The 26,107-nt window shown below is 64.4% G+C and carries 23 protein-coding genes; all 23 read right to left on the bottom strand.

Features of this window, described 5'->3' with window-relative positions; genetic code table 11:
- Positions 1-7 precede the first annotated feature (7 nt).
- The 23 genes from CR103_RS03695 to CR103_RS03585 all read right to left on the bottom strand — a co-directional run bounded on the left by CR103_RS03695 (position 8) and on the right by CR103_RS03585 (position 26,101).
- Positions 8-1,156 (bottom strand): nucleotidyltransferase family protein, encoded by a 1,149-nt coding sequence (locus CR103_RS03695; protein WP_099914648.1) that lies wholly within the window; start codon positions 1,154-1,156, stop codon positions 8-10.
- Between the two features lie 13 nt (positions 1,157-1,169).
- A complete protein-coding gene (gene galE, locus CR103_RS03690; protein WP_099914647.1) occupies positions 1,170-2,177 on the bottom strand; it encodes a UDP-glucose 4-epimerase GalE in 1,008 nt (335 codons plus the stop codon).
- A gap of 41 nt (positions 2,178-2,218) precedes the next feature.
- Positions 2,219-2,911 (bottom strand): WecB/TagA/CpsF family glycosyltransferase, encoded by a 693-nt coding sequence (locus CR103_RS03685; RefSeq protein WP_229442709.1) that lies wholly within the window; start codon positions 2,909-2,911, stop codon positions 2,219-2,221.
- 59 nt (positions 2,912-2,970) lie between these two features.
- The gene (locus CR103_RS03680) at positions 2,971-5,004 is read right to left on the bottom strand and encodes a heparinase II/III family protein (protein ID WP_099914646.1); all 2,034 of its coding nucleotides are present in this window, start codon (positions 5,002-5,004) and stop codon (positions 2,971-2,973) included.
- Positions 5,001-6,098, bottom strand: coding sequence for a glycosyltransferase family 4 protein (locus CR103_RS03675; RefSeq protein ID WP_229442707.1), 1,098 nt, complete (start codon positions 6,096-6,098; stop codon positions 5,001-5,003). Before CR103_RS03675 ends, CR103_RS03680 begins: the two co-directional genes overlap by 4 nt.
- A 74-nt stretch (positions 6,099-6,172) precedes the next feature.
- On the bottom strand, positions 6,173-7,393 hold the full coding sequence (locus CR103_RS03670) for a glycosyltransferase (protein WP_229442705.1): 1,221 nt from the start codon (positions 7,391-7,393) through the stop codon (positions 6,173-6,175).
- A complete protein-coding gene (locus CR103_RS03665; RefSeq protein ID WP_099914645.1) occupies positions 7,390-8,241 on the bottom strand; it encodes a beta-1,6-N-acetylglucosaminyltransferase in 852 nt (283 codons plus the stop codon). Before CR103_RS03665 ends, CR103_RS03670 begins: the two co-directional genes overlap by 4 nt.
- Positions 8,242-8,354: 113 nt before the next feature.
- The gene (locus CR103_RS03660; protein WP_229442703.1) at positions 8,355-10,583 is read right to left on the bottom strand and encodes a heparinase II/III domain-containing protein; all 2,229 of its coding nucleotides are present in this window, start codon (positions 10,581-10,583) and stop codon (positions 8,355-8,357) included.
- 284 nt (positions 10,584-10,867) lie between these two features.
- On the bottom strand, positions 10,868-11,620 hold the full coding sequence (locus tag CR103_RS03655) for a glycosyltransferase family 2 protein (RefSeq protein WP_099914643.1): 753 nt from the start codon (positions 11,618-11,620) through the stop codon (positions 10,868-10,870).
- Positions 11,604-11,858: a hypothetical protein gene (locus tag CR103_RS03650; RefSeq protein ID WP_099914642.1), complete on the bottom strand. Its 255-nt coding sequence runs from the start codon at positions 11,856-11,858 to the stop codon at positions 11,604-11,606. Before CR103_RS03650 ends, CR103_RS03655 begins: the two co-directional genes overlap by 17 nt.
- Positions 11,858-13,378 carry an oligosaccharide flippase family protein gene (locus CR103_RS03645; RefSeq protein ID WP_099914641.1) on the bottom strand — a complete coding sequence of 507 codons (1,521 nt, stop codon included), beginning with the start codon at positions 13,376-13,378 and terminating at the stop codon, positions 11,858-11,860. Before CR103_RS03645 ends, CR103_RS03650 begins: the two co-directional genes overlap by 1 nt.
- The gene (locus tag CR103_RS03640; RefSeq protein WP_099914640.1) at positions 13,378-14,844 is read right to left on the bottom strand and encodes an O-antigen ligase family protein; all 1,467 of its coding nucleotides are present in this window, start codon (positions 14,842-14,844) and stop codon (positions 13,378-13,380) included. The genes CR103_RS03645 and CR103_RS03640 overlap by 1 nt, the downstream gene beginning before the upstream one ends.
- Before the next feature lie 50 nt (positions 14,845-14,894).
- The gene (epsI, locus tag CR103_RS03635; RefSeq protein ID WP_099914639.1) at positions 14,895-15,614 is read right to left on the bottom strand and encodes an exosortase-associated protein EpsI, B-type; all 720 of its coding nucleotides are present in this window, start codon (positions 15,612-15,614) and stop codon (positions 14,895-14,897) included.
- Positions 15,584-16,486 (bottom strand): exosortase B, encoded by a 903-nt coding sequence (gene xrtB / locus CR103_RS03630; RefSeq protein WP_099914638.1) that lies wholly within the window; start codon positions 16,484-16,486, stop codon positions 15,584-15,586. The genes epsI and xrtB overlap by 31 nt, the downstream gene beginning before the upstream one ends.
- Complete coding sequence (gene epsG / locus CR103_RS03625) at positions 16,486-17,361, bottom strand: chain length determinant protein tyrosine kinase EpsG (RefSeq protein WP_229442701.1); 876 nt, start codon at positions 17,359-17,361, stop codon at positions 16,486-16,488. The genes xrtB and epsG overlap by 1 nt, the downstream gene beginning before the upstream one ends.
- A gap of 15 nt (positions 17,362-17,376) precedes the next feature.
- Positions 17,377-18,786 carry a chain length determinant protein EpsF gene (gene epsF, locus CR103_RS03620; RefSeq protein ID WP_099914636.1) on the bottom strand — a complete coding sequence of 470 codons (1,410 nt, stop codon included), beginning with the start codon at positions 18,784-18,786 and terminating at the stop codon, positions 17,377-17,379.
- A gap of 22 nt (positions 18,787-18,808) precedes the next feature.
- A complete protein-coding gene (epsE, locus tag CR103_RS03615) occupies positions 18,809-19,612 on the bottom strand; it encodes a polysaccharide export protein EpsE (protein ID WP_099914635.1) in 804 nt (267 codons plus the stop codon).
- A 26-nt stretch (positions 19,613-19,638) separates the two neighbouring features.
- Positions 19,639-20,595 carry an EpsD family peptidyl-prolyl cis-trans isomerase gene (locus tag CR103_RS03610; protein WP_099914634.1) on the bottom strand — a complete coding sequence of 319 codons (957 nt, stop codon included), beginning with the start codon at positions 20,593-20,595 and terminating at the stop codon, positions 19,639-19,641.
- A 78-nt stretch (positions 20,596-20,673) separates the two neighbouring features.
- Complete coding sequence (fcl, locus tag CR103_RS03605) at positions 20,674-21,639, bottom strand: GDP-L-fucose synthase (protein ID WP_099914633.1); 966 nt, start codon at positions 21,637-21,639, stop codon at positions 20,674-20,676.
- A 4-nt stretch (positions 21,640-21,643) separates the two neighbouring features.
- The gene (gene gmd / locus CR103_RS03600) at positions 21,644-22,759 is read right to left on the bottom strand and encodes a GDP-mannose 4,6-dehydratase (RefSeq protein WP_099914632.1); all 1,116 of its coding nucleotides are present in this window, start codon (positions 22,757-22,759) and stop codon (positions 21,644-21,646) included.
- An 18-nt stretch (positions 22,760-22,777) separates the two neighbouring features.
- The gene (locus CR103_RS03595; protein WP_099914631.1) at positions 22,778-24,160 is read right to left on the bottom strand and encodes an undecaprenyl-phosphate glucose phosphotransferase; all 1,383 of its coding nucleotides are present in this window, start codon (positions 24,158-24,160) and stop codon (positions 22,778-22,780) included.
- Between the two features lie 7 nt (positions 24,161-24,167).
- Positions 24,168-25,403 carry an XrtB/PEP-CTERM-associated polysaccharide biosynthesis outer membrane protein EpsL gene (gene epsL / locus CR103_RS03590; protein ID WP_229442699.1) on the bottom strand — a complete coding sequence of 412 codons (1,236 nt, stop codon included), beginning with the start codon at positions 25,401-25,403 and terminating at the stop codon, positions 24,168-24,170.
- A gap of 35 nt (positions 25,404-25,438) precedes the next feature.
- Positions 25,439-26,101, bottom strand: coding sequence for a CAAX prenyl protease-related protein (locus CR103_RS03585; protein ID WP_099914724.1), 663 nt, complete (start codon positions 26,099-26,101; stop codon positions 25,439-25,441).
- Positions 26,102-26,107 lie beyond the last annotated feature (6 nt).

Raw genomic sequence — 26,107 nt, 5'->3', positions numbered from 1 at the left:
CATTCTTTCATGGTTTGCTCGTAATTGGTTCGCCTTGCGTGCGCCGGTGACTACGGCGGTCGCGCGCATTGACCCACTCTTCGGACGAATATTCGGACACGTGCCGCATTTCGCCCTGGCGATCGACGCTGTAATCCTTGAATACGATTGTTTCGTACAAACTGACGTCGGCTAACACACGAGTATATTCGAACAATACGCTGCGCACCAGTTCCGCGCCTGCACAGATATGGCTGCCGTGACCGATCCAGGTCGGTCCGACGATATGCACGCCGGCCTCGATCCGGCTGCCGGAGCCGATGTACACCGGTCCCTCGATGGTGGTGCCGTTCCAGTCGATGTGGGTGTTGAGGCCGACCCACAGGCCGTCTTCAATCTGTGTGCCGGGCACGTCCAAGTGGGCGACTTCGCCCGTCAGCACGGTCTGTAACACTTCCCAATAATCGGACATGGTGCCGATGTCAAGCCAGTTGAACGGGCGGCGCTGGGCGTAGAACGGCAGGCCGCGCTCGACCAGCAGCGGAAACAGCTCGGAACCGATGTCGAACGACACGCCGGACGGAATCAGGTCGAGTACTTCAGGTTCGAAAATGTAGATGCCGGTGCTGATAAAGTTCGAGCGCGCCTCTTCCTGGCTCGGCTTTTCCTGGAACTCGGTGATGCGGCCGGCGGCGTCGGCGACCACCACGCCGTAGCTCGACACCTTGTCCCACGGCACTTCGCGGGTGACGACCGAGGCCATCGCGCCCTTGCGGCGGTGCTCGAACAACGCCGACTTCAGGTCGAGGTCGATCAGCGCATCGCCGCACAGCACGATCGTGGTCTGGTCGAAAAAGCCGCCGAATTCCTGGATTTTCTTCATGCCGCCGGCGGACCCGATCGGCATCGGCACCACTTCGCCGTCGTCCTTGGTGTAACCTTCGAACGAGTAGCCGATCTGTACGCCGAACTGGTCGCCTTCGCCGAAATACTCTTCGATTTTTTCGTGCAGGTAGCTGACGTTGACCATGATGTCGGTCACGCCATACTTGGCCAGGTGCTCGACCAGGTAAGCCATCACCGGCTTGCCCAGCAGCGGAATCATCGGCTTGGGTAAATCGTAAGTCAACGGCCGCACCCGGGTGCCCTTGCCTGCCGCCAAAATCATCGCTTTCATGGTCTGTCCTCTCTTACCCCTGAAGTGCCTGCATTGTCTGATAGCGCCAGGAATCGGCGCACATTTGCGCGACGTCGCGCGTGGCGGTCCAGCCCAGTTCGGTGCGCGCCCGGGTCGGGTCGGCATAGCATTTGGCGATATCGCCGGGACGGCGTGCCACCACTTGGTAGGCAATCTTCTTGCCGCAGGCTTGCTCGAAGGCGCGCACCATCTCGAGCACGCTATTGCCGCGCCCGGTACCAAGATTGTACGTAACTACCCCCGGCGACGTCGCCAGCTTGTCGAGCGTCTTGACATGACCAAGCGCAAGGTCGACGACGTGAATGTAGTCGCGCATGCCGGTGCCGTCGGGGGTTGGCCAGTCACCGCCGTAGACCGACAGTTGCTCACGCTGGCCGGCGGCCACTTGGGCGATGTAGGGCAACAGGTTGTTCGGAATGCCGTTCGGGGTTTCGCCGATCAGGCCGCTCTCGTGAGCGCCGACCGGATTGAAGTAGCGCAGCAAGGCGATGCGCCAGCCTGGATCGGCGACGGCGACGTCGCGCAGCATTTCCTCGATCATCAGCTTGCTGCGGCCGTAGGCGTTGGTGGCCGATAACGGAAAATCCTCGGTGATCGGCACCGATGCAGGGTCACCGTACACCGTCGCCGACGAGCTGAACACTAGCGTCTTGACGCCGAATTTGGCCATCGTTTCGAACAGCACGATACTGCCGGTGACGTTGTTGTCGTAGTAGCGCAGCGGCTGCTGCACCGATTCGCCGACCGCCTTCAGGCCGGCGAAATGGATCACCGCATCGACCTTGTGCGCCCCGAACGCCGCTTCGACGGCAGTGCGGTCGCGGATGTCGGCTTCGACGAACGATACCGCCTTGCCGGCGATCTGCTCGATGCGCCGCTGCACGCCAGGCTCGCTGTTGGTCAGGTTGTCGAGGATGACCACCTGGTGGCCTGCGTTCAACAACTCGACGCAGGTGTGCGAGCCGATGTAGCCCATGCCGCCAGTAACCAGAATATTCATTGTCGTGTTCACCTAAAAAATAGTAAAAATGTCGCGCGGGCCTAGCGCCGCGCCGCTTCCTTGATAAACAGCCAGATGAATGCCATGTCGTCGATAAAATAACGGCGAAACAAGCGCCGCGGTTCCTGCATGAACCGGAACAGCCATTCGAGGCCGCACTGCTGCATCCAGCGCGGCGCCCGCCGGATACGCCCGATGGCGACGTCGAAGGTGCCGCCCACGCCCATTGCGAACGGAATTCGCATGGCCGCCTGGTGACGCCCCAGGAAAATCTCTTTTTTTGGCGAGCTGATGGCCACGAACAGCAGGTCGGCCCGGCTGGCGCGGATCTGCTCGACCACTTCGGCCTCTTCCTGCTCGCCGTCCCAGTAACCGTTGCGCCAGCCGGCGACCAGCAGGTGCGGATACTTGCGCAGATAGGCGTCACGCACCGCCAGTACCACGTCCTCGCGCGCGCCGAGCAGGAACACGCGCCAGCCCCTGTCGGCGGCGCGCTCCATCAGCGCCTCGAACAGGTCGACCCCGGCCACTCTTTCCTTCAGCGGCGTGCCCAGCAGGCGCGACGCCCACACCACCGGCATGCCGTCGGCGTTGACCAGCGCGCAATCGTTAATGACGCGGCGCAGCGACTCGTCGCGGCTGGCCTTGACCAGCTTGTCGACATTAACCACCACGTGCTGGTGCGGTTGGCCGGACTGGACGAAGCCCTCTACTTTCACGAGGGTGTCTTCCATTGACAAATTATCGATCTGACATCCCATCAACGTGATGCGTTGCATGATTGCCGCCTTCATCAGGTCGGGCCCGGCGCATGCTGCAACTGCCTGCCGTGCCCTGCAAACGATATTGTAAACCGGCACTCTACCGGAACAGCGCCCGACAAGCTTGTTATTCTGAACACGTCGCACGCCTGCTTCGATTCATAACTGCGCGAGTACCACCCTAGTGGTGGATTCTCACAGCCGCTGACAAGTTCCAAAACCAGGTTCACGCCGCTTACTTCAATATGCAGCGCGAAGCGGCGGCCACGCACGTGCAAGCCGTCGCCAGCCAGCGACAGCGCCAGCCCGGGCGCGAAATGCCAGAACTGTTCGAGCCGGTGCTCTCCCCTGGCCGCCACTTCGTCGATCACCACCAGGGTCGAGCTTGCCTCGTCGAAGCGCACGCGGCGCCGGTGGCGGGCCGGGTCAGGCAGGCGCAGGTAACCGTCGTGCGAGCCGCAAAAGTCGAACTGGCCGGGCGCCAGCGGCATGCGCTCGATGCTGGCGGCAGCTTTCTTGAGCCACATGAAGCGCCCGCCGCTGACGGACTGGTCGAGGCCGTCGATGCGCACGGTGTTGTGGGCCGACGTGCCGCGAAAATAGTCGCGCCACTTCTGCTCCTGCCAGTAAGAATAGGTGCCAGGGTCGACCAGGCACTCTTCGCCCGCCACCGACAGCGTGATGGCCAGCGCGTCGGCGTGGCCATGCGCGGCGATGCCGAGGTAGCCGAGCGGGCCGCAGTCGAGCATGCCCTTGATTTCGTCGGGCGCACCGAAGCGGCTGCCGAACAGCAGGTAGCCGCCTTCGGAGAACGCCCAGCCGGGGGCGCTTTCCGACGCAGCGCAGCCGGTTGCGGGCCGCGCGCCGGGCAAGGCATGCAGCAGCCAGCGGGCGCCGGCGCTGCCTGGCGGCGAATTGTCCAACACGGTGTCGAACACGGCCGCGCCCAGCGCCAGCAGCTGGGCGGCGCGGTCGTCGTCGTCAACGCCGAGGCGGAAGGCGGCGCCGTCGTCGGCGTCGCCGATCATCGGCACGTGGCCTTCGATATCGCGCACCGAGCGCAGGAAGCGCACGGCGCGCCCCAGGATTTGCCAGTATCGAGACGAGAACGGCTGGCCCCAGGCGTGGCCGGCGAGGCCGGCGGCGAACAGGAATTCGGCGCTGAACACGTGGTAGGAAAACGCCTGCTCGCGGTTGACGCCGTCGCGCGAATACTGGCGCACGGCCTCGTCTTCGAGTCCGGCCGCGGCCAGCGCACGCCAGCGCTTCGATGCGCTCCAGCACGGCCAGGTGGCGGCGCCGACGAACAGCCCGGCCAGTTCGCCGATCAGGTGGTTGTTGGCCGACGAATGGCGCGACAGGTGACGCTCGATATGGCGGCAGTGGGCCTGAATGCTGTGTAGCCAATCTGTGCGCAGGCGCTGGCCTGAGGCACCGGCGAACAGCGCGCTGGCGTCGCCTTGGATCAGTTGCCACAGCAGGCTCCAGTTGAGCAGGCGGATGCCGATTTCCAGGCCGCTGGTCCAGTTCGGCCCGCGTAGCGGCGGGCACTGGTCGAGCCAGCCGCGCAGTTGCGCCGCCAGGGTGCGCAGGTAGACCGGATCAACGCTGGCGAGCGACGCCTGCGCCAGCCGCACCAGGTGCAGGTGGCGGTTCAGCTCCCACACATATTTGATGTCGCCGACCAGCGCGTGGTCGAGCACGTCGATGCCGCCCGCATACACGGCCGGGCCGAGGATGCCGCTGGCCGGGTCGCGGTTCCACTCGGGCAGCGCGCCGACGTTGAAGCTGCGGCCGGCGAACAGCGTGACGTGACCGGCGCAGATGCGGTCGGCCGCCAGCAGCAGCGCGTCGCGTTCGCCGTCGGCCAGCGGCAACAGTTTGAGGACGCCGGGCTGGCGCGGACTTGCTTGAATGGCGCCGCCGTTAACCGTGTCGAGCCAGCCGCGTTTTTCGAGCAGGTTGATGCCGGCCTGGCGCAGCCGGTACGCAACTTCAGCGGGCCGCATGCAGCGCAGCCGGTTGAGCAGCCACAACGCCCGCGGCATCCCGATGGACGACCTCATTGGCCACCTTCGGCCAGCTCACGGTACAGCGTTGACAACTGGCCGAGCGCGGCCTCGGTGCTGAAGCGCTCTTGCACGGTGGCGCGCGCGGCGTCGCCCAGGCGTGCGCGCAGCGCGGCGTCGCCCAGCAGCGCTTTGATCGCGCCGGCCAGCGCTTCGGCATCGCCCGGCGCCACCAAGCGCCCGTTGGCGCCGTCGGCGACCGCCTCGGGGATGCCGCCGACCGTGCTGGCCACCACCGCCTTGGCCGCCGCCATCGCCTCGAGCAGCGCCATCGGCAAGCCTTCGGCATGCGACGGCAGGCAGAACACCTGGGACAGCGCCAGTTCGCGCTGTTTGTCGGCGCCTTGCACCCAGCCGGGCAAGGAGACGCGCTCGCCGATGCCAAGGTCAACGGCGCGCCGGCGCACCTGATCGAGTTGGCCGGCGCCGCCGATCACCAAGTGAACCTGGGGGAACGACAGCGCCAGTGCCGCTACCGCTTCGAGCAGTTCAAAGACGCCTTTGCCGGCGTCGACGCGGCCAAGGAACAGGATGCGTCCCGGCTGTTCTTTGGTGCGATCGAGCTCAATTGCGGGCGGTAGCGGCACCGAATTGGGCACCACCACGATGCGCGCGGCGGGCGCGAAGCCGCGCAGGAAAGCGGCCCAGCTGTCCGACAGCGCGATCACCACCGAGCTGCGTTCGAGAGTGTGGCGGATCCACCAGCGCTGCGCTGCGCCCGATTCAGCGCCGGCGAACCGGTCGAATTCGGCGCCGTGCAGGTGGAATATGGTGCGGCAGCCGCTTGAGCGCGCGATCAAGAGCAGCAGCGACTTGCGGACAAAACTGGCGCGCGAGGCTGCATGGGCATGCACCACGGCGGGCCGCTCGCGCAGGCAAGCCAGGCTTGTCCGCCAGAGCGCATTGAAGGCGGCGCCGGCCTTGGCGCCACGCGAGCCTTCACGGTGCGAACTCAGATAGCGCACCGACTCGCGCTCGAACAGGCCGCCCTGGCGCAGCACTTCGATTACCGACGCCACGCCACCCTGCCCGCCCGGCGCCGTGCCGATCATCAGTACCCGCGGCGGCGGTGGCCGCTTCTGCTGATTCATGCGCATGCTTTCGACATCGACATCGGCTTCGCTTGCATTCGGCCTCCGGTTTCACAATAAGAATACGGCATGATTCAACGCGGCGCGGCGGCGTGCACGCCATGCAGCGGCAGCAGCCGGTCGTAGGCTTCGGCGACCTGGCGGCCGAGGATGTCGTAACTGCGATGGCGCCTGACCCACGCGGGGCCGCGCTCGGCAAGGCGGCAGCGCAAAGCCGGATCATCGAGCAGCGCGCGCACCGCCGCGCTGAACGGGCCGGCCTGCATCGGCGCCGACAGGCCCGCCCCGCTCTGCTCGATCACCAGTTGCTGGTCGGGGATGTCGTTGGCGACGCTGGCGATACCCAGCGCGAGGTACTCCACCAGCTTGGTCGGCGACGACACGTCGAACAGGGCGCCGCGCGGAATCGGCGACAGGCCGACCTCGGCGCGCACCGCGTAGCCGAGGGCGGCGCGCTGCGGCAGCCAGCCGGTCAGCAGCACGTGCTCTTGCAGGGCGCGCGTGGCGATCTGGCGCCGCATCCACGCCATCTCGTCTGCCGAGGCGGCGTCGCCGGCGATCACCAGCAGGACGTCCGGCACGCCCGGGCGCAGCAGTTCGACAACGTCGAGCAAAAAATCGGAGCGGCGCGACTGCGCAATGCGCCCGAGGTAGACAATGACGCGGCGAGCGTCGAGGCGCGCATCCTGGGCCGGCGTTATCGCATTGCGGTCGAACAGGGCGGCGTCGACGCCCATCGGCACCGCCGTCATGCGCGCGCGATCCACGCCGCGGTGCGCCAAGGCGTCGGCCATCGCGTCGCTCTGGACGAACACGTGGCGGGCGGCGGGCAGCACCAGCCGGTAGACCAGCGCACGCGCGAGCGCCGCGCGCAGCGCATGGGCGGCCCACTTCAGGCCGCGCCGCTGTTGCCCGATCTGGTCGCGGCGCACGGCATACCCTTCGGCCATCGGGAACGACATCCAGTAAAAGAACGGCACGCCGAGCATGGCGGCGGCAAGCCGCCCGACCAGCGCGGCGGCGATCTTGTCGCGCACCTGGACGCAATCGATCGGGCCGGTGCGCCACGCGCGCCACAGGCCGAGTGCGTCGAAGAATGGGCTAAAAGCGCCGGATAATGCGCCCTGCTGGTGAGTGCCTTGCCCGATCCACACGGCGCCGATGCCGTAGCGCGGCAATTCGGCGCCGAACAGGGTCAGCACGTCGGCGCGGGTGGGCGGCAGCGGGTCGCGCACGACAAAGGCGATCGACAGCGGAAACAGACGCACCCCGCGAACCCGGCGCAGCGGCGTCATGGTTCGCGGCTTTCGCGCAGCCGGCTCAGCAGCGGCAGCAGTGCGGCGCTGGCAGGCGCCTCGATCTTGCGGCAGAAATGCGCGCGCGAGGCGCTGATGGCGGCAAAGTCGCGTTCGTCGAGCACCTTCGGGTGGCGCGCTTTGGCACCGTCCCAGTCGATGTGGCGAAAATTTTCAAGCACCACGCTACCCCGGAACGGAGAATTCATCACCAAGGTCTGGAAGAACAGTTCGTCGGGACAGGTCACGCTGCGAAAAAAGCGCACGATCGCCGGGTCGGTGCCCACCCGTTTGAGGATCGCCTCGACGCACGCGCGCGACAGCGACCACCAGGACGAGCCGCCCCACGGCTGCCAGCCGTTGACCATGGCGCGGCGCAGGCCGCCAACGCGCATGACGTGGTTGGCGGCGCGGCAGACCAGCGCCTTGACTGCGCCGCTAGCGTGGAAATACTGGTAGCGCTCGGCGCATGCCCAGCCGTGCGGGCCGACCGCGACACAGTCGAGCAGCTCACGCCCGGCCAGCGCCGCCAGTTCCATCTTGAGGCGCCGGTTCGGCAGCAGCGGCGCATCCTGGGCGCTGATGAATACCAGCTTGTCGAAGGCGCCCACCTCAATCAGGATCTGGCGCATCGAATTGAGTGTGGCCTCGACCTGGCTGAACTGGCCCCAGTAGATGGCGATGCGCGGCAGCACAAGGCGCGCCGCCGGATGCAGGCCGTTGACGTCGATCGCCGACTTGGCATCGACGTTGACGTAGATCAGAAAGTCGTCATCCAGCAGCTGGCTGACCAGTGTGTTGAGTTGCCCAAGATCTTTATGAGCGTGGATCAGGATGACCTGCTGCATGGACGCGTCTCGTGCTTGTGGAGGGAGCGGAAACGAAATTGTCCTTCGCCACGGCAAGTGACGAAGGACATCGTCGCGCCGAGTGTAGCACCGGGAGCGCGGGGTGGTGTTGATCAGTTCAGCGTAACTGCCTGGCCTCCAACGTTAACCGTGCGAATGCCGCCGAAGGTGGTGATGGTCACTACCGGACGCTTGCAGCCGACGTCGAGCAGCACCAGGAATTCGGCCGGTGCGGCGGCGGCGGTCTGCAAGGTGAACGCGCCATGCTCTTCGACCTGGCCAGGCTTCGGCGCGCCGCCGGCGCGTGGCGCCCAGGCGCCGGCGCCGAGCGAACGCACGCACACCGACTGGCCATTGATGGCGACCTTGACGGCGTTTGGACTCTCGACCGTAAACGCGGTCAGCGCGTGCAGGTTGAACTCGAAATCGCGCGGCACGCTCGACGCCAGCTTGTCGCGGATCAGCACGGCGTTGACGTTGCGCAGGTACCACAGCTGGCGCTTGGCGCTCGTGAGCGCGGCGCCGTACGCGGCCAGCGCGTCGCCTTCGGCATAGTCGTAGGTCGGCTGGGCGGAGAAGGCGGTGATCTTGCCGTTACGCTGCAGCGTCTCGCGGTAGCCGTCGATCAACTGGCCCTTGCCGCCGTCGAAGGTGACTGCGTTGGCCGAGCGGGTCTGACGGTACCAGGTGAGCCAGTTCGGCGAGCCGTACCAGTCGTACCAGCCAGCCTTGACCAGCAGCGGCTGGCCGGCCACCGACAGCACGAAGGCGTTCTGGTCGCCGTGGCTGTGATTGAACGAGCCGTACGGACTGGACTTGAAGTACACCGAGGTGCGGTTCAGCGAGTTCAGGTCGCTGTGCATCGCGGTCCAGCCGATGCTCGGAAAGAAAGCCGAATTCGACGGCGCCGACACGTACGTGGTGGAAGCTACCGGCAGCGGGTACGGCGCCTGCAGCAGCGACAGCGTGTCCTCGGTGCCGCCGAGGTTTTTCACGTACCAGGCGGCGCGGGGCGACCACAGGCGCGAGGCAAAGGCGTGGAAGACCCGGGTGTCGGGTTTGGTATCGGAGGCGTCGCCGAACACGTGGGTGCGGGCGCCGGGTGGTGTGAACTGGGCAGCGAATTCCAGAAAACCCGAGGCCCATGGCTTGGCGTAGAAGTTGATGCCGGTGGCCTGCGACAGCGGGTCCCACAGCGCCACCAGGTAGCCGGCGGTATATTCGGCGTAAGCGGTGCCGTTGGCATAGCCGCCTTCCGGGCCGCTCCATGGCGTCGTGCTGCTGGCGTAGGCGCGAAACGAGAAGTCGAACCACTTCTGCGCCTGCGGGATGTCGCCCAGGGTCAGGCTCGAGATCAGCACCAGGTACACCAGGCTGGTGTTGGCGTGCGAGTCGAACGGGAACTGGTCGAGGCGGCCATTGGCGCCGGCCAGGTTGGCGTATATTTCATCGGTACGGGTGGTGATCGCAGCCAGCCAGGCCGCCCTGCGGGCCGCATCGAGGCCGCCCGCCAGCACGTCGAGCCCCTTGGCCAGCGCCACCGCGATTTCGCGCGTGGCCTGGTCCTGATTGGCGAAGCTGGTCGGTCCCGCCGTATCGAGCGAGGCGATGGCGTCGCCCTTGCGCAGCGCTTCGGCCAGGTACATCGGATCGCCCTTGAGGCGCCACATCACCGCTGCCGCCTGCAGTTGGCGGCTCGTTTCGTTGATGCGGTTGCGGATGTCGGTCTGCTGGACGTTCATCGACGCCGTCAGCGGCGCCGAGATAATCACCGGCCAGCGCGCGTCCGACAGCAGCGGCAGCGCGTTGATCTGCAGCTTGATTTCGTTCGTCATGCGGCTGGTGAAGGGCTCGAGCGCGAGCATGCGCGCAGCGCTCCACTGCGTCATCGGCACGAACGACGGCGGCAGTGAGCGCGGATGGCCGCGGGCGATGATGCGGGCGCGCAGGGTGGCGTTGTCCGGTACTTCGAAGATGCTTGAACGGGCGGCGATGACGAAGCGGCGCGCGGCCGACCAGTCGGTCGAACCGAGCGGACGCACCCGCCAGTTGTAGGTGCCGTTGGCCATGGCCTTGGCCGGCAGGTACCAGTTGCGCTCGACAATGGCGCTCTCGGGCGTGGCGCCGTCCAGCGTGATCTCGATTTCGTACTGGGCGGCGCCGGTCGGATGGCGCGCCCACGTGAATCCAGGAGGATTTTGTGCCTGCACCTGGCCCAGCTCGGGGGCCGGCTTGACCACCAGTACATCGGACGACTGGGCCCAGTCGGCGCGCGCGCTCGAGCACAACAAAAGCGCGGAAATGGCCAGCATGCGCCTGATCTCTTGACGGGGGAATTTCATGACATGACTCCGATGATGTTGAACAGAACTGCTTGCGTGGCTAAGGGCGGCGCAGGACCCCGAGTTCCTGACGGGCCGCTGCTGAACACGGTTTTATGTTACCGCAACTCACATTTCCGTACGGCAATTTAATGTCGAATACGAAGATTTTCCACTGTGCAATGCAATAATCCAACACAAAGAAATCAAGTAAATAATGAACGTCTTTCTCCGCAAAAAATCCGGACAAATGTAACAATTATCGAAAGGAAACAGTAATAGCAAGCGTGCCAACACAGCGCTGTTCAGGCCATGCGGCGCAGCGCGCGCATGCGCTTGAAGTAACGCAAGCAGTAGATACCGAAGGCCAGCGGTGCCTTGCCCATGTAGCGGCGGCGCACGCAAAATTCTTCCTGACGCGCGCGGATCCGGTTGGCCGAAGAAACGCTGCCGGCGTGATCGCGGAACACCGCCAGCGTCCGGTCGAGAGCGGCCGGCGGGCTCAGGGCGGCCAGCCGCAGCCACAGGTCGATGTCCATTGCAAACTTGAGCCGCTCGTCGAACATGCCGGCGCGCGCGAACAGCGACCTGCGCACGAACACTGCCGGGTGCGGTATGAAGACGGCGCCCGACGCCAGCGCAAAGTAGCTGAACTGGCGCACTGGAAACGGCGCGATCAGGGCGCCGTCTTTCAGAACTTCGACGGCGCCGAACAGCCAGTCGCGGCGGCTGGCGGCGAGATTTAAGGCGACGCCGGCCAGTACGGCGGCATTGGCAAAATAGTCGTCCGAATGCAGGTGGGCGACGAATTCGCCGCTGGCCGCTTCGATGCCATGGTTCATGGCGCGGCTGATGCCGCCCCTGACGCCTCGCAGCAGCAGCTTGTTGCCGGGATAGGCGTCGATCATGTCGAGCGTGGCGTCGGTCGAGCCGGCGTCGACGAAGATGTGTTCGATGTCCTGGCAACTCTGGGTGCGGGTCGACGCCAGCGTGTCGGCCAGGGTGGCGGCGCTGTTCCACGTACAGGTCACGATCGAAAACTTAGGCGGGTTCGGCATGGCATTCCAGTAGTTTCGGCAAGCCCAGTTGCGCTTCCTTCCAGCCGGGCCGGCGCCAGTCGAAACACGCAATGAAGCGCCCCTGGAAACCGATCTGCGCGGCGCAGTATTGAGCGCCACCGCCGTTGCGGCCGAGGTTTGCAACGTCGCGGCCCAACGCCCGCAAGGCGTTTCCCAGATTGACGACGTGCTTGCCGAGGCCGCCGGTGTGGACGCCGGACAGGTCTTCGGACGCCATCAGGATCTCCACGCCAGTTGTCCCAGGCAAGCCTTGACGCGGGTCCAGGCAACAAGGCGATCGTCCTTGTCGATGACGAACAGCATGCCGACCATGAACAACAGCGCCACCGTGACCGCCAGCAGGAAGACAAAATCGAACGCGGTGCGGGCGAACAGGTGCTCGGCCAGCGCCGCGAACAAAGCGACGCCCAGCACGCTATACAAGGTCGGCGCATACCCGCGCAGCAGCAGTCGGCGCAAGTCGGTTGGCACGGTGCGTCCGTGCACGTAGACGATGAAGGCGGTCGAAAGCAACAGCGACGCGGCCAGGTGGCCCCAGGCGGCGCCATCGATGCCCCAGCACGCCACGCCGAGCCAGACCATCAGCACGCCCGCGCACGCGCGCACCAGGGCGAACAGACCCGACACGCGCGGGTGGCCCATGCCGTCGTTGACCAGGGACGGCAGGCTGGTGAGCGAGTCGACGAATTGCGACCCCGCCATCACCGCCAGCACCAGTGCGCCCTGGCGGGCGAACTGCGCATTCATCCAGTACAGCAGGATCTGGTGGGCGAACACCGCCACCAGCACCAGCATTGCGGCGTTGAAGAACACCACGTAGCGGGTCGCCTTCAGGTACAGCCGGTCGAGCCGCGCCAGTTCGCCATTGGCCGCCAGCGCGCTGGCGGCCGGGAACAAGACGCTGGACAGCCGGTACGTCAGCCCGAGCACGCGATTGGCCAGGGTCGCAGCGATGGTGAAATACGTCAGCGCGGTGACACCGGCCAACGCGCCGATGATCAGCTTGTCGGCATGCGCGTAGGACAGCGAGGCGAAGCGGCTGAGGACGGACCAGGCGCTGAAACCGAGCAGGCCGCGCCTAGTCGAGCGGCCCGGCCAACATAGCGCAAGGACGGGCAGCAGCCGGCGGATCGCGCGCCACAGCACCAGGCAATGCAGCGCGCTGGAGGCGACCCGCACCAGCACCACCTCGAACAGGCCGTGGCCGGCAATCAGCACCAGCACCGTCAGCAGCGGCACGGCGATGCCGAACAGCATCTCGAGCCGGCTCGACACATCGTAGCGCATCAGCGCCTGGGGCACGCTTTGCAGGTAGTTCTGCAGCTGGCCGAGAAAAAAACCGAGAGCGGCGAGCTGGAGTGTGGCGGTCGCTTCGACCGCCAGCGCGGCCGGCACGCTAAACACCTCGGTGACAAAAAAATGCGCGCCGGCGTACAGGCCAAGCGCGCCAACTACGCCAATCAGTGCGTAGACCATGATGCCAAAAAAAACTGTTTCGCCGATTTTTGTATATTCCTTGCGCGCGCTGAATCCGGCAATGAACTTGACCGAGCCGGCCGTCACGTTGATGTCGATCACCGCGAAATAGCCGACGATCGCCGTCACCAGCGAATACACGCCGTAGCTGGCGTCGCCCAGTTCGCGCACCACCAGCGGCACGGTGCCCAGCGCCACCAGCGACGGCACCAGTGCGCCGAGCAGATTCGCCAATGCATTGCTGGCCAGCCGCAGCTTCATCAGGCCGGCGCCGGCTGGTTGCGCGATGCCGTAGCGGTAACGACGGCCGGCCGCGCCGCCAGTGCGGCGTTGGTCGCTGCCATCGCCAGGTAAGGCAGCGCCAAGCAGACCGCCAGCATCTGGCTGGTGCGCACCTGCGGGAATGGCGTGCCGACCAGGAGATCTGGCAGCATGAAGGCGAGCCCGGCCACCCCGGCCGTACCCAGGCCCAGCAACTCCGGCGGCAGTTCGCGCAGGGCGCGGCGTGAAAAGTGGACGAAAGCCCACACGGTGCCGGCAAACAGCACCAGGCCGATCAGCCCGGTCTTGAGGCCAATATGCAGGACGCCGCTGTGAATGAACTGGCCGCCCTCGGGCCCGGCCTGCCATGAAATGCGTTGATGGCCGCTGTAGCGGCCCCAGGAGCCTATGCCGGTCAGCGGATTGGACAGGAAATCGGCCAGCGCCAGCTTCAGTTCGACCACCCGTTCGCTCTCGGCGCCGAAGCGGCGCGGCTGCATGTCATAGGCCAGGCTGCCCAGGCCGCCGCCGGCGCCCTTGGTCTGCGACAGCCGCTTGAGCGCGACGTAGCCGAGCGCGGGAGCGACGAACGGCAGGCCGAGCGCGATCAGCTGCAGGCGCCGGCGCAGCGGAAAACGCCATATCACCACCAGCAGCGCCAGCACCAGCCCGATCCACGCGGTGCGCCGGTAGGACAGCACGATGCACAGCGCCGTCGTCGCCAGGGTCATCGATTCGAACGCGGTCCAGATACGTGGGCGCGCCACCTTGGCGGCCTGGAACAGCTGCACGGCGGCAATCGAGAACGCCAGCACACACAGCAGGCTGTCGTTGATGTCGAAAAAGGTCAGCTTGATCTTAATGGCGTTCATGTTGGCGTACACATTGTTCGGGTCGCCACCGCCCACGGCCCAGCGCGCCAGCCCGAACAGCGCGCGGCCAAGACCGGCCAGCATGATGAAGCGGGCCAGTTCGACCGCGTGTTCGCGGGTGCGAAACGCCAGCAACATCAGCGACACCAGCGGCGCCATCCAGATGATGTTGGAAAACCCGCTGGGCGCCAGCGCTTCGGACAATTTTTTGCCAACGAAGATGGCGACGACGACGTGGCCGAGCAGCAGTAGCGTCCAGCCAAGAAACCACGGCCGCAGGTTGCATGGCGCGCTGTCCAGGCCCCTGAAGCTGGCGCTGGCACGGGCGCAGCACCAGGCGCCCAGTACGTACCACAGCAGCAACGAAAAATACAGCAGGCCGGAGCCGCGGCTGTAGATGCCGCTGCCGTAAGAAACGATGGCAAGGTTGCCATAGTTGGTCGAGTTGATCAGGAAGAAAATCGCCAGGTAGGGATACACCAGCAGCCGCGGCGCCACCATCCCGATGCCGATGCCGGCCACCGACAGCGCGGCGAGCGCCAGCACCACGACGAAGGGCAGCGAGGTGTAAAAATAGATCAGAAGTTCGTCCATCGCCCAGCTCCGGTTACGCCGTCGTCGGCATTGGCATCGACATCGGGCCGCTAGCCGCCCTGCCCGGGCGAACCGAGCAGGCGGACGCGGTCTTTGCCGTCGAGTACGTCGAGCATCTGGCCGACGAAGCGGTCCTGCAGGCGATAGGCGCTCTCTTCGTCGGCCTGGATCGACGACACACGCACCAGCATTCCGTCGGGAATCTTTCCTGACAGGCCGTACGCCAGCCGCTGCAGCTTGCGTTCAAAACTCGACTTGACGGCCTTGTCGCCGACCGTGATCCAGTAGGTGATCGGCTCGACGCGGCTGTTCTGCTTCGCCACCAGGCGCCTGACCGGCAGTGCGCCGAAACGGGTCGCCAGCGCGCCCTCGCCTGACTTGAGCATGTCGAATCCCTGCGCCGCGTAGCACACTTCCGGCAGGTGCAACTGCAGCGCGCGGCTCTGGTCGCCGCCATACGCAATCGACAGCATCACCCGGTCGCCAGCCTTGTTGATGTAGGTGCGCGACAGCGTCTGGTCGTAGATTTTCTCCAGCACCGACTGGCGCTCCGGATCGACTTGCACAGGCACGACGGTGGCGTCGACCGTCCAGTCGGAAAATGCGGCTGGGATCATGGTCTCGAGCTTGAACTGGGCCTGCATTTGCGACAGCTTTACTGTCGGCGTCAGCGCGCCCGTCAGCGCCGAGGTGGCCGCCATTGCCAACCCCAGCATCACGCTGGCGGCCAGGCCGCGCGTCACCGCGCCCCCTTGAGGCGCACGCCCCATTGCAACGCCGAATCGACAAACACAATCAGCGACAGCGCGGTCAGGAACAGCACCATGCCGGCAAAGCCGTGCAGAAAGCCCTGGCCGGCAGCGTCGCCGTAATGATAGGTAATCAGGGTCAGCGTGATGACGCGGATGATGTTGGCAAAAAACGAGATCGGGATGATCAGCAGCGCCAGTGCGACGTTGCGTACCGCCGATGTATGTTGGACCACGTTCAGGTAGAACAGGCCGAGCGCTTCGAGCGTCAGTAAGGTTTGCAGGCCAGCGCAGGCGTCGGCCACCAGCAACTGGTACTGGCCGATCTGCAGCACCACGCCGGAACGGCTGATCGGGTAGCCGGCCAAAAACAGCAGCTGCTCGGTGGCGTACGACACCGCCATCTTCATCGGCAACGTCAAGGTCGCCACTAATTCGCTCGGCAACGGCACCATGAACAGCATGAAGAAAAACGGGAACCACAGCATCCTGACCACTGCCGCGCCGCGCTTGACCAGCAGTACCGCCGCCATCACGCAGATGATTGCGCTGATCTGGAACATCAGAATGTGCTGTGAACGCCCCAGCAGGTGAAGCCCGAGCCCAACGGCCAGCAGCGGCCAGCCGGCCCAGGATCCTGCTGACTGCGACTGCAGGTGTGGGTGCGGCGGCGCCAGCGTGGCGGGCCACTTGCGCGCGATCAGCCACAGCGCCAGGGCAAAGATGATCGGCCCGTGGCCCTGCTCTTCGCCGATCCAGGCGCCGGTGAACAGGTCGTAAAACGTCGGCCCGAACAGCAGCGCCATTCCTGCCAGCACCGGCCACCACTCGGGCAGCACGGCGCGCGCCTGTGCGGCGTTGTGAACCAGGCCGGCGCGCGCGGGGGAAATCATCAGAAATCCACCACGACCGAGCCGACCACTTCGGCACCGGCTTCGCCCAGCTGGTCGGCCATATGGGAGAGAGCCGCCATCCGGGTATGGTCCTTGCGCGCTACCAATAATACGCCACCGGCGCGGCTGGCCACCGCCATTGCGTCGACCCCGCTCGCAAACGGCGGCACGTCGTACAGCACGATGTCGTAGCGGCTCTCGAGCTGGGCGTTGAGGTTGCGGAAGCCTTCACGGCTGAGCAACTCCTGCGGATTCGGCGGCAAGGTACCCGACGGCATCACCGACAGGTCGACCAGAGCGCCTATTCTGGCGATCACGTCAAGGTCGGCGCGCCCGGCCAGTACGTCGGACAGGCCCAGGCCGGGCTTGAACGCGAACACTTCCTGCTGGCGCGGGCCACGTAGGTTGGCGTCGACCAGCAGCGTCTGTTCCCCCAATTGGGAAAACACCACCGCCAGGTTAGACGCGAGAATGCTGGCGCCGTCTTCGGCGTCAGCGCCGACAATAGCGAGAGCGCGCCGCCCGCGCGCGAACCAGCGCAGCATCAGCTGGCTGCGGATTGCACGCAGCGATTCGACCTGCACGCTGAACGGCTCGAACGCGGCGACCAGCTTGGGCGACAGCGCCGACTCGCCCTTGAGCAGGTAGGGATAGGCGAACTGGCGCGCCAGCACTTGCTGGACGTCGGCTTCACTGATCAGGCCGAGTCGAATGGCCGCTTCGCCGAAGCGGATGCCGAGCTCTTTTTGCATCCGCAACACCCGTTCGGCGCCTTCCGGCGTGAGCTTGCCCGAGTCGAGCAACATCACGCCGATACACGATTCGGGCGCGGTGGAATTGGCCCCGAAGGCTTCAGTGACTGCCGGAAAATTCATCGCATTGTCCATGAGTTAGTTCAGCCGCAAGCGGCGCGGCCCCATCAGCGAGCGCAGGCCGCGCGCGCGCGGGTGCGGATGACGCCACTCGACCGTTCCCAGCACGGGCAGGCCAAGCAACTCCTTCATGTCGGCGGCGGAACGGATCGGCCGGTTCATCATTTCGATCAGCAGGCTGATGCCGACGCCAAGCACGGTGCCGAGCAACACCGATACCAGCGTGTTGAGCAGCACACGCGGGCCGAACGCCTCGATCGGCGCCACGGCCGGGTTCAAGATCGAGATGTCGGACTGCTCGGACGAGGCCTCGATGCGGGTCTGCGACAGCCGCTGCGAGGCGGCGTCGAAGGCGCGCTGGGCGCTGTCCATGTCTTTCAGCAGCACGCCGAGCTCGTCGCGCGCGCGGTTCAGTTCGAGTACCTTGTCCTTTTGCGCGGCCAGCGCGCTGCGCAGTTCGCCTTCGCGCTGGCGCTGCACCACGGCGTTGTTGCCGACGCTGCGGGCGACAGAGCCGAGCGCGCTGGCCAGATCGGCGCGCATCTTGTCGAGCTCGGCCTTGTTGGCACGGTATTGCGGGTGGTTCGGTGCCAGCCGCTGCGACGTTTCTGAGAATTTGGCCTCGGCGGTGGCGAGGCCGATCCGCAGGCTCTGGATCAGGCCGTTGTTGACGACGTCAGGTGAGTCGGCCGCCCCGCGGCTCGCCATCCGACCGCGCGAGTTTGCCTCGATCTCCTGGCCCTGAACTGCCACCAGCTGCTGCGACAATTCATTGAGCCGCGCCAGTTCGACGTCGGCACGGTTGAAGTCAAGGCTGACGATGCCTTTTTCCTGCTGGTATTTCGATAGCCGCGCCTGGGCGTTTTCAACGTTGTCGCGCAATAGCTTGGTTTGTTCGTTGAAATAGGTCGACGCTTTTTTCATCGGTTCGGTCTTGAGCTGGACGCTGATGCGCTGGTATTCGTCGGCGAAGGCATTCGCCACCGCCGCGGCGAATTGCGGATCGGAACCCTTGAAGCTGATTTCAACGACGCTGCTCTCGCGCGAGGGCAGGATTTCGAGCTTTTTCAGCAGCAGCTCGGCAAGCCAGTCGCGCACGTTGCCGCGCCCCTCGGTGCTGGCGTTGAACTGCGCCAGGATGACGCTGCTGCTGGCCAGCCTGAGCGCATCAACCACGCGCAGCGCGACGTTCTTGCTGGTGATAATGTCTATCTGAGTCGCCATATAGCCGGGCAGCAGCTGGCCAGGCATGGTCAGGCCGGTCAGCGGATCGACCCCCTTGTAGTTCAGCAGGACCGAAGCGGTCGCCTTGTAGGTTTTCTGCTGCACCAGGCTGAAGCCGAGCGTCAGCAGCACGGTGACCGCCAGCGTGGCCAGGATGACCTTCTTCTTGGCCAGCATAATTAACAGGAACTGATGCAGGTTCATGCGAAACTCCCGAGGAAAAAATTCAGAACCAGCTTTCGCGCACCGTGATGACGTCGTCCACCTGGACCAGGTCGCTGTACTTGACGTCGAACGTGTTGGCGTTGCCGCTGGGGTCCTTGCGGGTGATACGCAGGCCGTTGTTGCTGCCGCGCGGGGTCAGGCCGCCGCCGGCCGACAAGGCCTGCTGCACCGTCATTTGGCGCTCGACGCGAAAAGCGCCTGGCCGCTGCACTTCACCGACGATGTAAAAACGCGGCGCGCGCTCGACGAAAATCATGTCGCCGCCGGTAACGTCGACATTGCCGTCGAGCGCACCCGAGCGCACCATCTGCACCACGTCGAGCGTCTCGCGGTTGGTCTTGCCATTGCGCGTGCGTACCAGGCTGACGGCGTCGCCGCCTTCGACCGAGATGCCGCCGGCCAGCGCCAGCACGTCGAGCACGCTGCGCTTGCCATCGACCGGGTAGCGGCCCGGGCGGTTCACCTGGCCGAGCACCGACACCTGCTGGCTGGCCAGCAGCGAGACGATGATGTTGACCTGGGCCTTTTTCAGGTAGCCGCCCGTCTCGAGCATGCTGCCGATTTTCTTCTCGGCCATTGCCACCGTCAGCCCGCCGACGGCGACTTGACCGACCAGCGGGAAGGTGATGGCGCCGGTTTCGCTGACGCGGGTCTCCAGGCTCAAGTCGGGGTTGCCGTAGACCGACAGGCGCACCACGTCGCCTGGCCCGAGCGGCACTTCGGCCGGCGCCGCCATGGCGCCAACGGACACCAACGCCATGCATGCCAGCAGCACCGCAACAATCGATTGAGTGAATCGTTTCATTGTATTCCCCTTGAAGTTAAAGTTGATCATTTCAAGCCGGCAACGCCGCGCTCGAGCGCAGCCTTGGCGGCGGCGGCGGGCGCAGCCGGGGCGCCGAGACCGCTGGCCGGCGCGGCGGCAGCGCCTGTCACCGCTTTTGCGTCCGCCGCCATTGACTTGTTCAGGTATTCGATCTTGGCGCTGGCCCGCAACCGTGTCAGTTCGGCCGCCGCGCTTTCCTTGGTGCGCTTGTTGACGAGGAACTGCTCGATCTGCTGGGACGCAACTTCAAGGGGCACCGGCGCTTCGCGGATTTCAGTGATCGAAATCAACAGCGTGCGCTCGTTTTCCTTGACGATGAACAGCTGGCCTTTCGGCATGCGCAGCAGCTGGGTCGACATTTCGGGGCTAAGGTCGGCCGTGCTGCGCGTCAACTGCGCGCGGGCGAAGCGGACCTTCTGCGCATCCATCCAGGCCGCCACCTCCTCGAGCGACTTGGCGCTATCGGCCGCGACTTTTAACGCCGGTGTCATGTCGGTTGTGGCGATCACGAGTTCATTCATTTGGAATTGCTTGCGCTGGGAAAAGAATTGCGGGTTCTTGTTAAAATAATCTTCCACCTCGGCCGCGGTTGGCCGTGGCAAGTTGCCAATACGCTTGCGCAAATACTCCTGCGCAACAATCAACGCTTTGGCGCGCTCGATCGACTGCATAACCTTGGGATCGCGCTCCAGCTTTTCGCGCGCCGCTTCGCCTTGCAACAGCTGGCGATCGATCAGCGCCTGCAGCAGTTGCTTGCTGGCCGCTTCTTGCTGGCTGGGACCGATGCCGGCGCGCTGCAACTCTTCGTTCAGCTGCAGCACGGTGATTTCGGCGCCGTTGACACTGGCCAGTGCCTGCCCCGGCTTGGCTTGCTTGGCTTTGTTGTCGCACGCCGACAGGCCGGCCGCCGCCAAGATGAGCGCGGCGCACAGCACGCGCGTAGTAGGAATAGATGCGTTCATGACAGGTAGGATGATTTGATTAAACATAGGTTCCTCATGCGTTGCGGTGATCGGCGCAATGTTTGACCAATCGCTACCTCAAGGTAGCTTGTTGGTAGCCAGAAAGGCACGATATGCATGCTGCAAGCCAACGTCGAGCGGCATACGGGCCGACCAGCCCAGTGACTGCAATTTCGACACGTCGAGTAATTTGCGCGGAGTGCCGTCGGGTTTGCTCGTGTCGAACACGATCTTGCCGCTGAAGCTAACGGTTTTACCGATCAGTTTGGCCAATTCGCTGATCGTGGTATCGGCACCAGTGCCGACGTTCAAGTGCGAATGCATCGGGGCGGTGTTGGCGCCGTAACTGGCATGGTCGAGCTGCATGACGTAGACGCTGGCCGCGGCCATGTCGTCGACATACAGAAATTCGCGCATCGCATTGCCGCTGCCCCAGATCACCACTTGTTCCGCACCGATCAGCTTGGCTTCGTGGAAGCGCCGGATCAGCGCCGGGATCACATGACTGTTTTGCGGGTGGTAGTTGTCGCCCGGGCCGTACAGGTTGGTCGGCATCACGCTGCGGTAATCGGTGCCGTACTGCCGGTTGTAACTCTCGCATAGCTTGATGCCGGCGATCTTGGCCATGGCGTATGGCTCGTTGGTCGGCTCGAGCGGGCCATTCATCAGCGATTCCTCGCGGATCGGCTGCTGCGCCATGCGCGGATAGATGCACGACGAGCCGAGGAACAGCAGTTGGTGTACGCCGCTGCGCCAGGCCTCGTGCACCACGTTGGTCTGGACCATCATGTTGTCATAGATGAATTCGGCCGGATAGGTATGGTTAGCGTGAATGCCGCCGACCTTGGCTGCGGCCAGGTAGACCTGGTCGACCCGTTCGCTTTCGAAGAAAGCGCGCACCTGGGCCTGGTCGGTAAGCTCGAGTTCGGCGCGGGTGCGCGTGACAAGGTTGGTCAACCCCTGCGCCTGCAGCACGCGCACGATGGCCGAACCAACCAGTCCGCGGTGGCCGGCGACGAAAATACGGGGTTGTGCGCTATTCATCGTGCTACTCCAGCGAAATGGCAATGCGGTAGCCGTGCGACTTGAGCAGCTTGTGGCGGCGCGCCGCGTCAAGGTCGTGCGCAACCATTTCCTGCACCATCGACTCGAAGCCGGTTTGCGGCGTCCAGCCTAGCCGCTCGCGCGCCTTGGTAGCGTCGCCCAGCAGGGTTTCGACCTCGGTCGGGCGAAAGTATTTGGGGTCGACCGCGACGATAGTCTGGCCGACCCGTACGCCGTCGCAGTTTTCGCCCCTCATGAAAGCAACGATGCCACGTTCGTTGACGCCACTGCCCTGCCAGTCGATTTCCATCCCCAGTTCGCGTGCGGCAACTTCGACGAAGTGGCGCACCGAATACTGGCGCCCGGTGGCGATGACGAAGTCTTCGGCGTGCGATTGCTGCAGCATCAGCCACTGCATTTCGACGTAGTCGCGCGCATGGCCCCAATCGCGCAGCGCGTCCATGTTACCCAGAAAGAGCTGGCGCTCGAGGCCCTGGGCAATGTTCGCCAGCGCCCGCGTGATTTTGCGCGTAACGAAGGTTTCACCGCGCCGCGGCGACTCGTGATTGAACAGGATGCCATTGCAGGCGTACATGCCGTAGGCCTCGCGGTAATTAATGGTGATCCAATAGGCGTACAGCTTGGCCACCGCATATGGGCTGCGCGGATAGAACGGCGTGGTTTCGCGTTGCGGCGTTTCCTGCACCAGGCCGAACAGTTCGGAAGTCGATGCCTGGTAAAAGCGCGTGGTCTTTTCCATGCCGAGGAAGCGGATCGCCTCGAGCAAGCGCAAGGTGCCGACGCCGTCAACGTCGGCGGTGTACTCGGGCGACTCGAACGACACCGCCACATGGCTCATCGCGCCCAGGTTGTAGACCTCGTCGGGCTGCACTTGCTTCAGGATACGGGTCAGGTTCGAGGTATCGGTCAGGTCGCCGTAATGGAGGAAAAAATTCGGCTCCGGCGCATGCGGGTCCTGGTAGATGTGGTCGATCCGCTCTGTATTGAACAGCGAGGCGCGCCGCTTGAGGCCGTGAACCTCATAGCCCTTGGCCAGCAAAAACTCGGCGAGATAGGAACCGTCCTGCCCCGTGACGCCTGTAATGAGTGCTTTTTTCATGCTGTTTAATCCCCTCTGTTAATGAGCGTTCTCGCGCGCCAGAACTACCTTGACGGTCTTGAGGATGATCCACAGGTCGAGCCACACCGACCAGCTGCGCAGATAATCGAGGTCGAACTGGATACGTGCCTGCATCTTGTCGAGGGTGGCGGTTTCGCCGCGCATGCCGTTGACCTGGGCCCAGCCGGTGATGCCGGGCTTGACCTTGTGGCGCAGCATGTAACCCTTGATCAGCTTGCGGTACAGCTCGTTATGGGCGACCGCGTGCGGGCGCGGCCCGACGATGCTCATGCGCCCCTGCAGCACGTTGACGAACTGCGGCAATTCGTCGAGCGAGGTGCGGCGCAGGAAAGCGCCGATCGCGGTCAGCCGGCGGTCGCCTTTGCTGGCCTGGACGATGGCGTTGCCGTCGTCCGTTACTGTCATCGAACGGAACTTGTAGACGATGATCTCCTCGCCATACAGGCCATAGCGGCGCTGGCGGAAAATTACCGGCCCCGGCGAGCTGAATTTGACCGCCAGCGCCACCACCGCCATCAACGGCACCAACAGCAGCAGGATCGCCAGGCCGAACAGGATGTCGCTGGCGCGCTTGATGGCGCTGTTGAGGCCCATGAATGGGGTTTCGCAGATAGCGATCACCGGCATACCGCCGACGTTGTCGAAGCGCGCCTGCATCAGGTCGAAGATATAGATGTCAGGCAGGAAGTAAACCGAGGCGGTGGTGTCCTGCAATTCGTCGAGCAGCTTGCGGATGCGCGGCTGGGCCGAGATCGGCTGGCTGATGAAGATCATCTTGATGTTGTGTTCGCGCACGAAGGCGACGATTTCGTTCATCCCGCCAAGCATCGGATGGTGCATCCCGGCTGGTTGGCGGTCCAACGTGCGGTCGTCGAAATAACCGTGCATGTGCATGAACAGGTTCGAATGCTTCTCGCAAATGCCGGCAAACTTGATGCCAACGTCGTTGGCGCCGATCACCACAACCGAGCGCACTTCGCTACTGCTCTTGGGCCCGCCGGAAGCGCGCCGCACTGTAATGTGGCTAACCAGCAAGATGATCGGCGTGGCGATGAACCAGGCCAGCACCATCCGTTCGTCGTAGTAATAGGACAGCCCGCTGGCCGAGCCGAGAAACAGCAGTACGGCGACGGTGATGCACCAGCCGACGACAGTGTCGCGCGCGTACGCCAGCATGCGTCCGCTACGCCAGGTGCGGTAGGGATCGATATGCTGGTACACCGCCGACGAAATGAAAAAGGCGAGAATCATCAACACCAGCGAATAGCCGGTAAAGGTCTCGTGATATAGCAGCGAGCACAGGTACAACGTCCCCATGACGATCAGCGGATCGAGCACGCGCTGGAAGAACGAAATCAATGGAATGTCGTTGACCGTCATTTTTTGTTCAGAACTGTGCGTTGACATTGAGCATGATGCTGTTCGACTTTACGTTGCCGCTGCCCAGGAAGACCGAGCCGGAGCGCGCCTGGTGCGCCAACGTCGCGCTTACCTGCACCGATCGGCGCGGCGCCCAGGTGGCGCGCAAGTTGGCTGAGCGGATCGAATCTTTCAAGTCGCCGCCCGGGATCGCCAGCAAGCGCGCATTGTAGGCACGGCGCTCGTAGACGGCGCTGGCGTCGACCTTCACCTTGGCGCTCGCGTCCCATGCCACCCCGATGCTGGCACCCTTGTTAAGGGTGTAATTGAGGATGGTCGATTCGATCGGGGCGAAGTCGCGCCACAACGCGGCGTTGTAGCTGAGTGAACCCGAACGTTTATAGGCGGCGCTGATACGGCCGTTGAAACCGCTGGTGTCATCGCCCAGCGAGCGCTGGCGCCGCTTGACCCAGCCGCCGAGCGCCTGCACCGTGGTGCTGCCGCCGGCAACCCATAGCACCCTCGCCTTGAATTCGTCCTGGTCGTAATCGTTGTTGATCAACTGCTGGCCGAACGGGCGCCGGTTCGGGTATTTGCCCTTGACCTTGCGCAGTACCAGGCCGATCTCGCTGCCGCTGGCCGGCAGGTAATCGGCGCCGGCCTCCCATGCGTCTTCGGTGCGGTCGTTGGCGCGCTGTTCGGCCAGATCGTAGCTGAATTTGTCTTTCGACACACCGGCGCGCAGCCGGTAGCTGGGGTGCAAGCGCCAGCCGCCGTCGAAGAAAGTGCTGCGCTGCAGGCGCAGGTTGCGCTGGTCGCTGCGCAAATCGGTGTAGGACGCCAGCGACTGGGTGTATGTGCCGCCAAACTTGCCGTCGAGGTGGTTGCCGACTTGCCAATTCCAGGTTCCCTCGACGTCATGGCCGTCGTAGTCGAGTTGCTGGAAATGGTTGAACTTTACTTTCGACAGCTTGGCGTGGCCGCTGATGCGTTGGCGGCTGTAGGTGTGGTCGAACAGCAGACCGGCGTCGGCCTGGTACCACGAGTCGCCGAACTGGTTGCCGAACGCGGGGAAACCTTCGGGCACGCGCAGCAGGTTGTCGTCATGGCCGTAACCGAGCCCGGCGTAGACGTGCAATGCGTCGCCCGGCGCCGCCAGTGCAGGCATACCGCACAGCGCGGCTCCCAACAGGCATAGTCGGCTGGCGCTGCGCCGCAAGGGGTAACTGTCTGGGTATGGAAAGTAGTTCAGCATTTTTTTCATCGTCAAGAATGATCAATTTGCTGGTCACCGTCCCGTTACCAATAGGACCAGCTACTCGTCGTGACGACCCATATACCAAGCAGGCCGTTGGTAACAGCATGGGCCAGGATGGGTGACCAGATCGTGCGATGGCGCATATAAAGTGCGCTAAAAGCAATCCCCGCAACGATCCCCGCCAGCCAAAGGTTATGCTCGAATCCGAACAGCACGGACGTAATCAGCACGCTTTTAATGGTCGCTTGAGCTGGATCAACGATTTCGAAGTCAGCGGTGTCAAGCCAGCGCAACAGAAAAGAACGCCAGAACAATTCTTCCATGACTGGCACCACCAACGCGGCGCCGGCAATGCGTACCGCCACCAGCGGCCAGTCGATGCGCCCGGCGGTGGTCGGGTCGAAGCCAGCCGGCGTGCCGATCGTCATCCAGCCGGCGCCGAGGTTAAGCCACAGCACCAGCACCAGCACACCGGCAGCCAGCGCCAGCAGCATGCCGGACGCAGGCAGGCGAAAGGTTTTCAGTTCGGAATATTCGCGCCAGAAAACGGCCAGCACCAGCACCACGGCACCGATCTTGACGCCGTACAACCAGCGCAGGTCGGCCGCACTCCAGCCGAGATAGCCGAGCAATTCGGCGACGCCGAGAAACAACATGTAGGTGAGGAAAGGCAGGATCCGCGCCCAGGCGGCGCGGTTGAACATCGGTGC

Origin of the sequence: Massilia psychrophila (assembly GCF_002760665.1) — a bacterium.
In the GTDB taxonomy this organism is placed as follows: domain Bacteria; phylum Pseudomonadota; class Gammaproteobacteria; order Burkholderiales; family Burkholderiaceae_D; genus JAFCUW01.
This window is presented reverse-complemented; position numbering and strand designations above follow the sequence as displayed.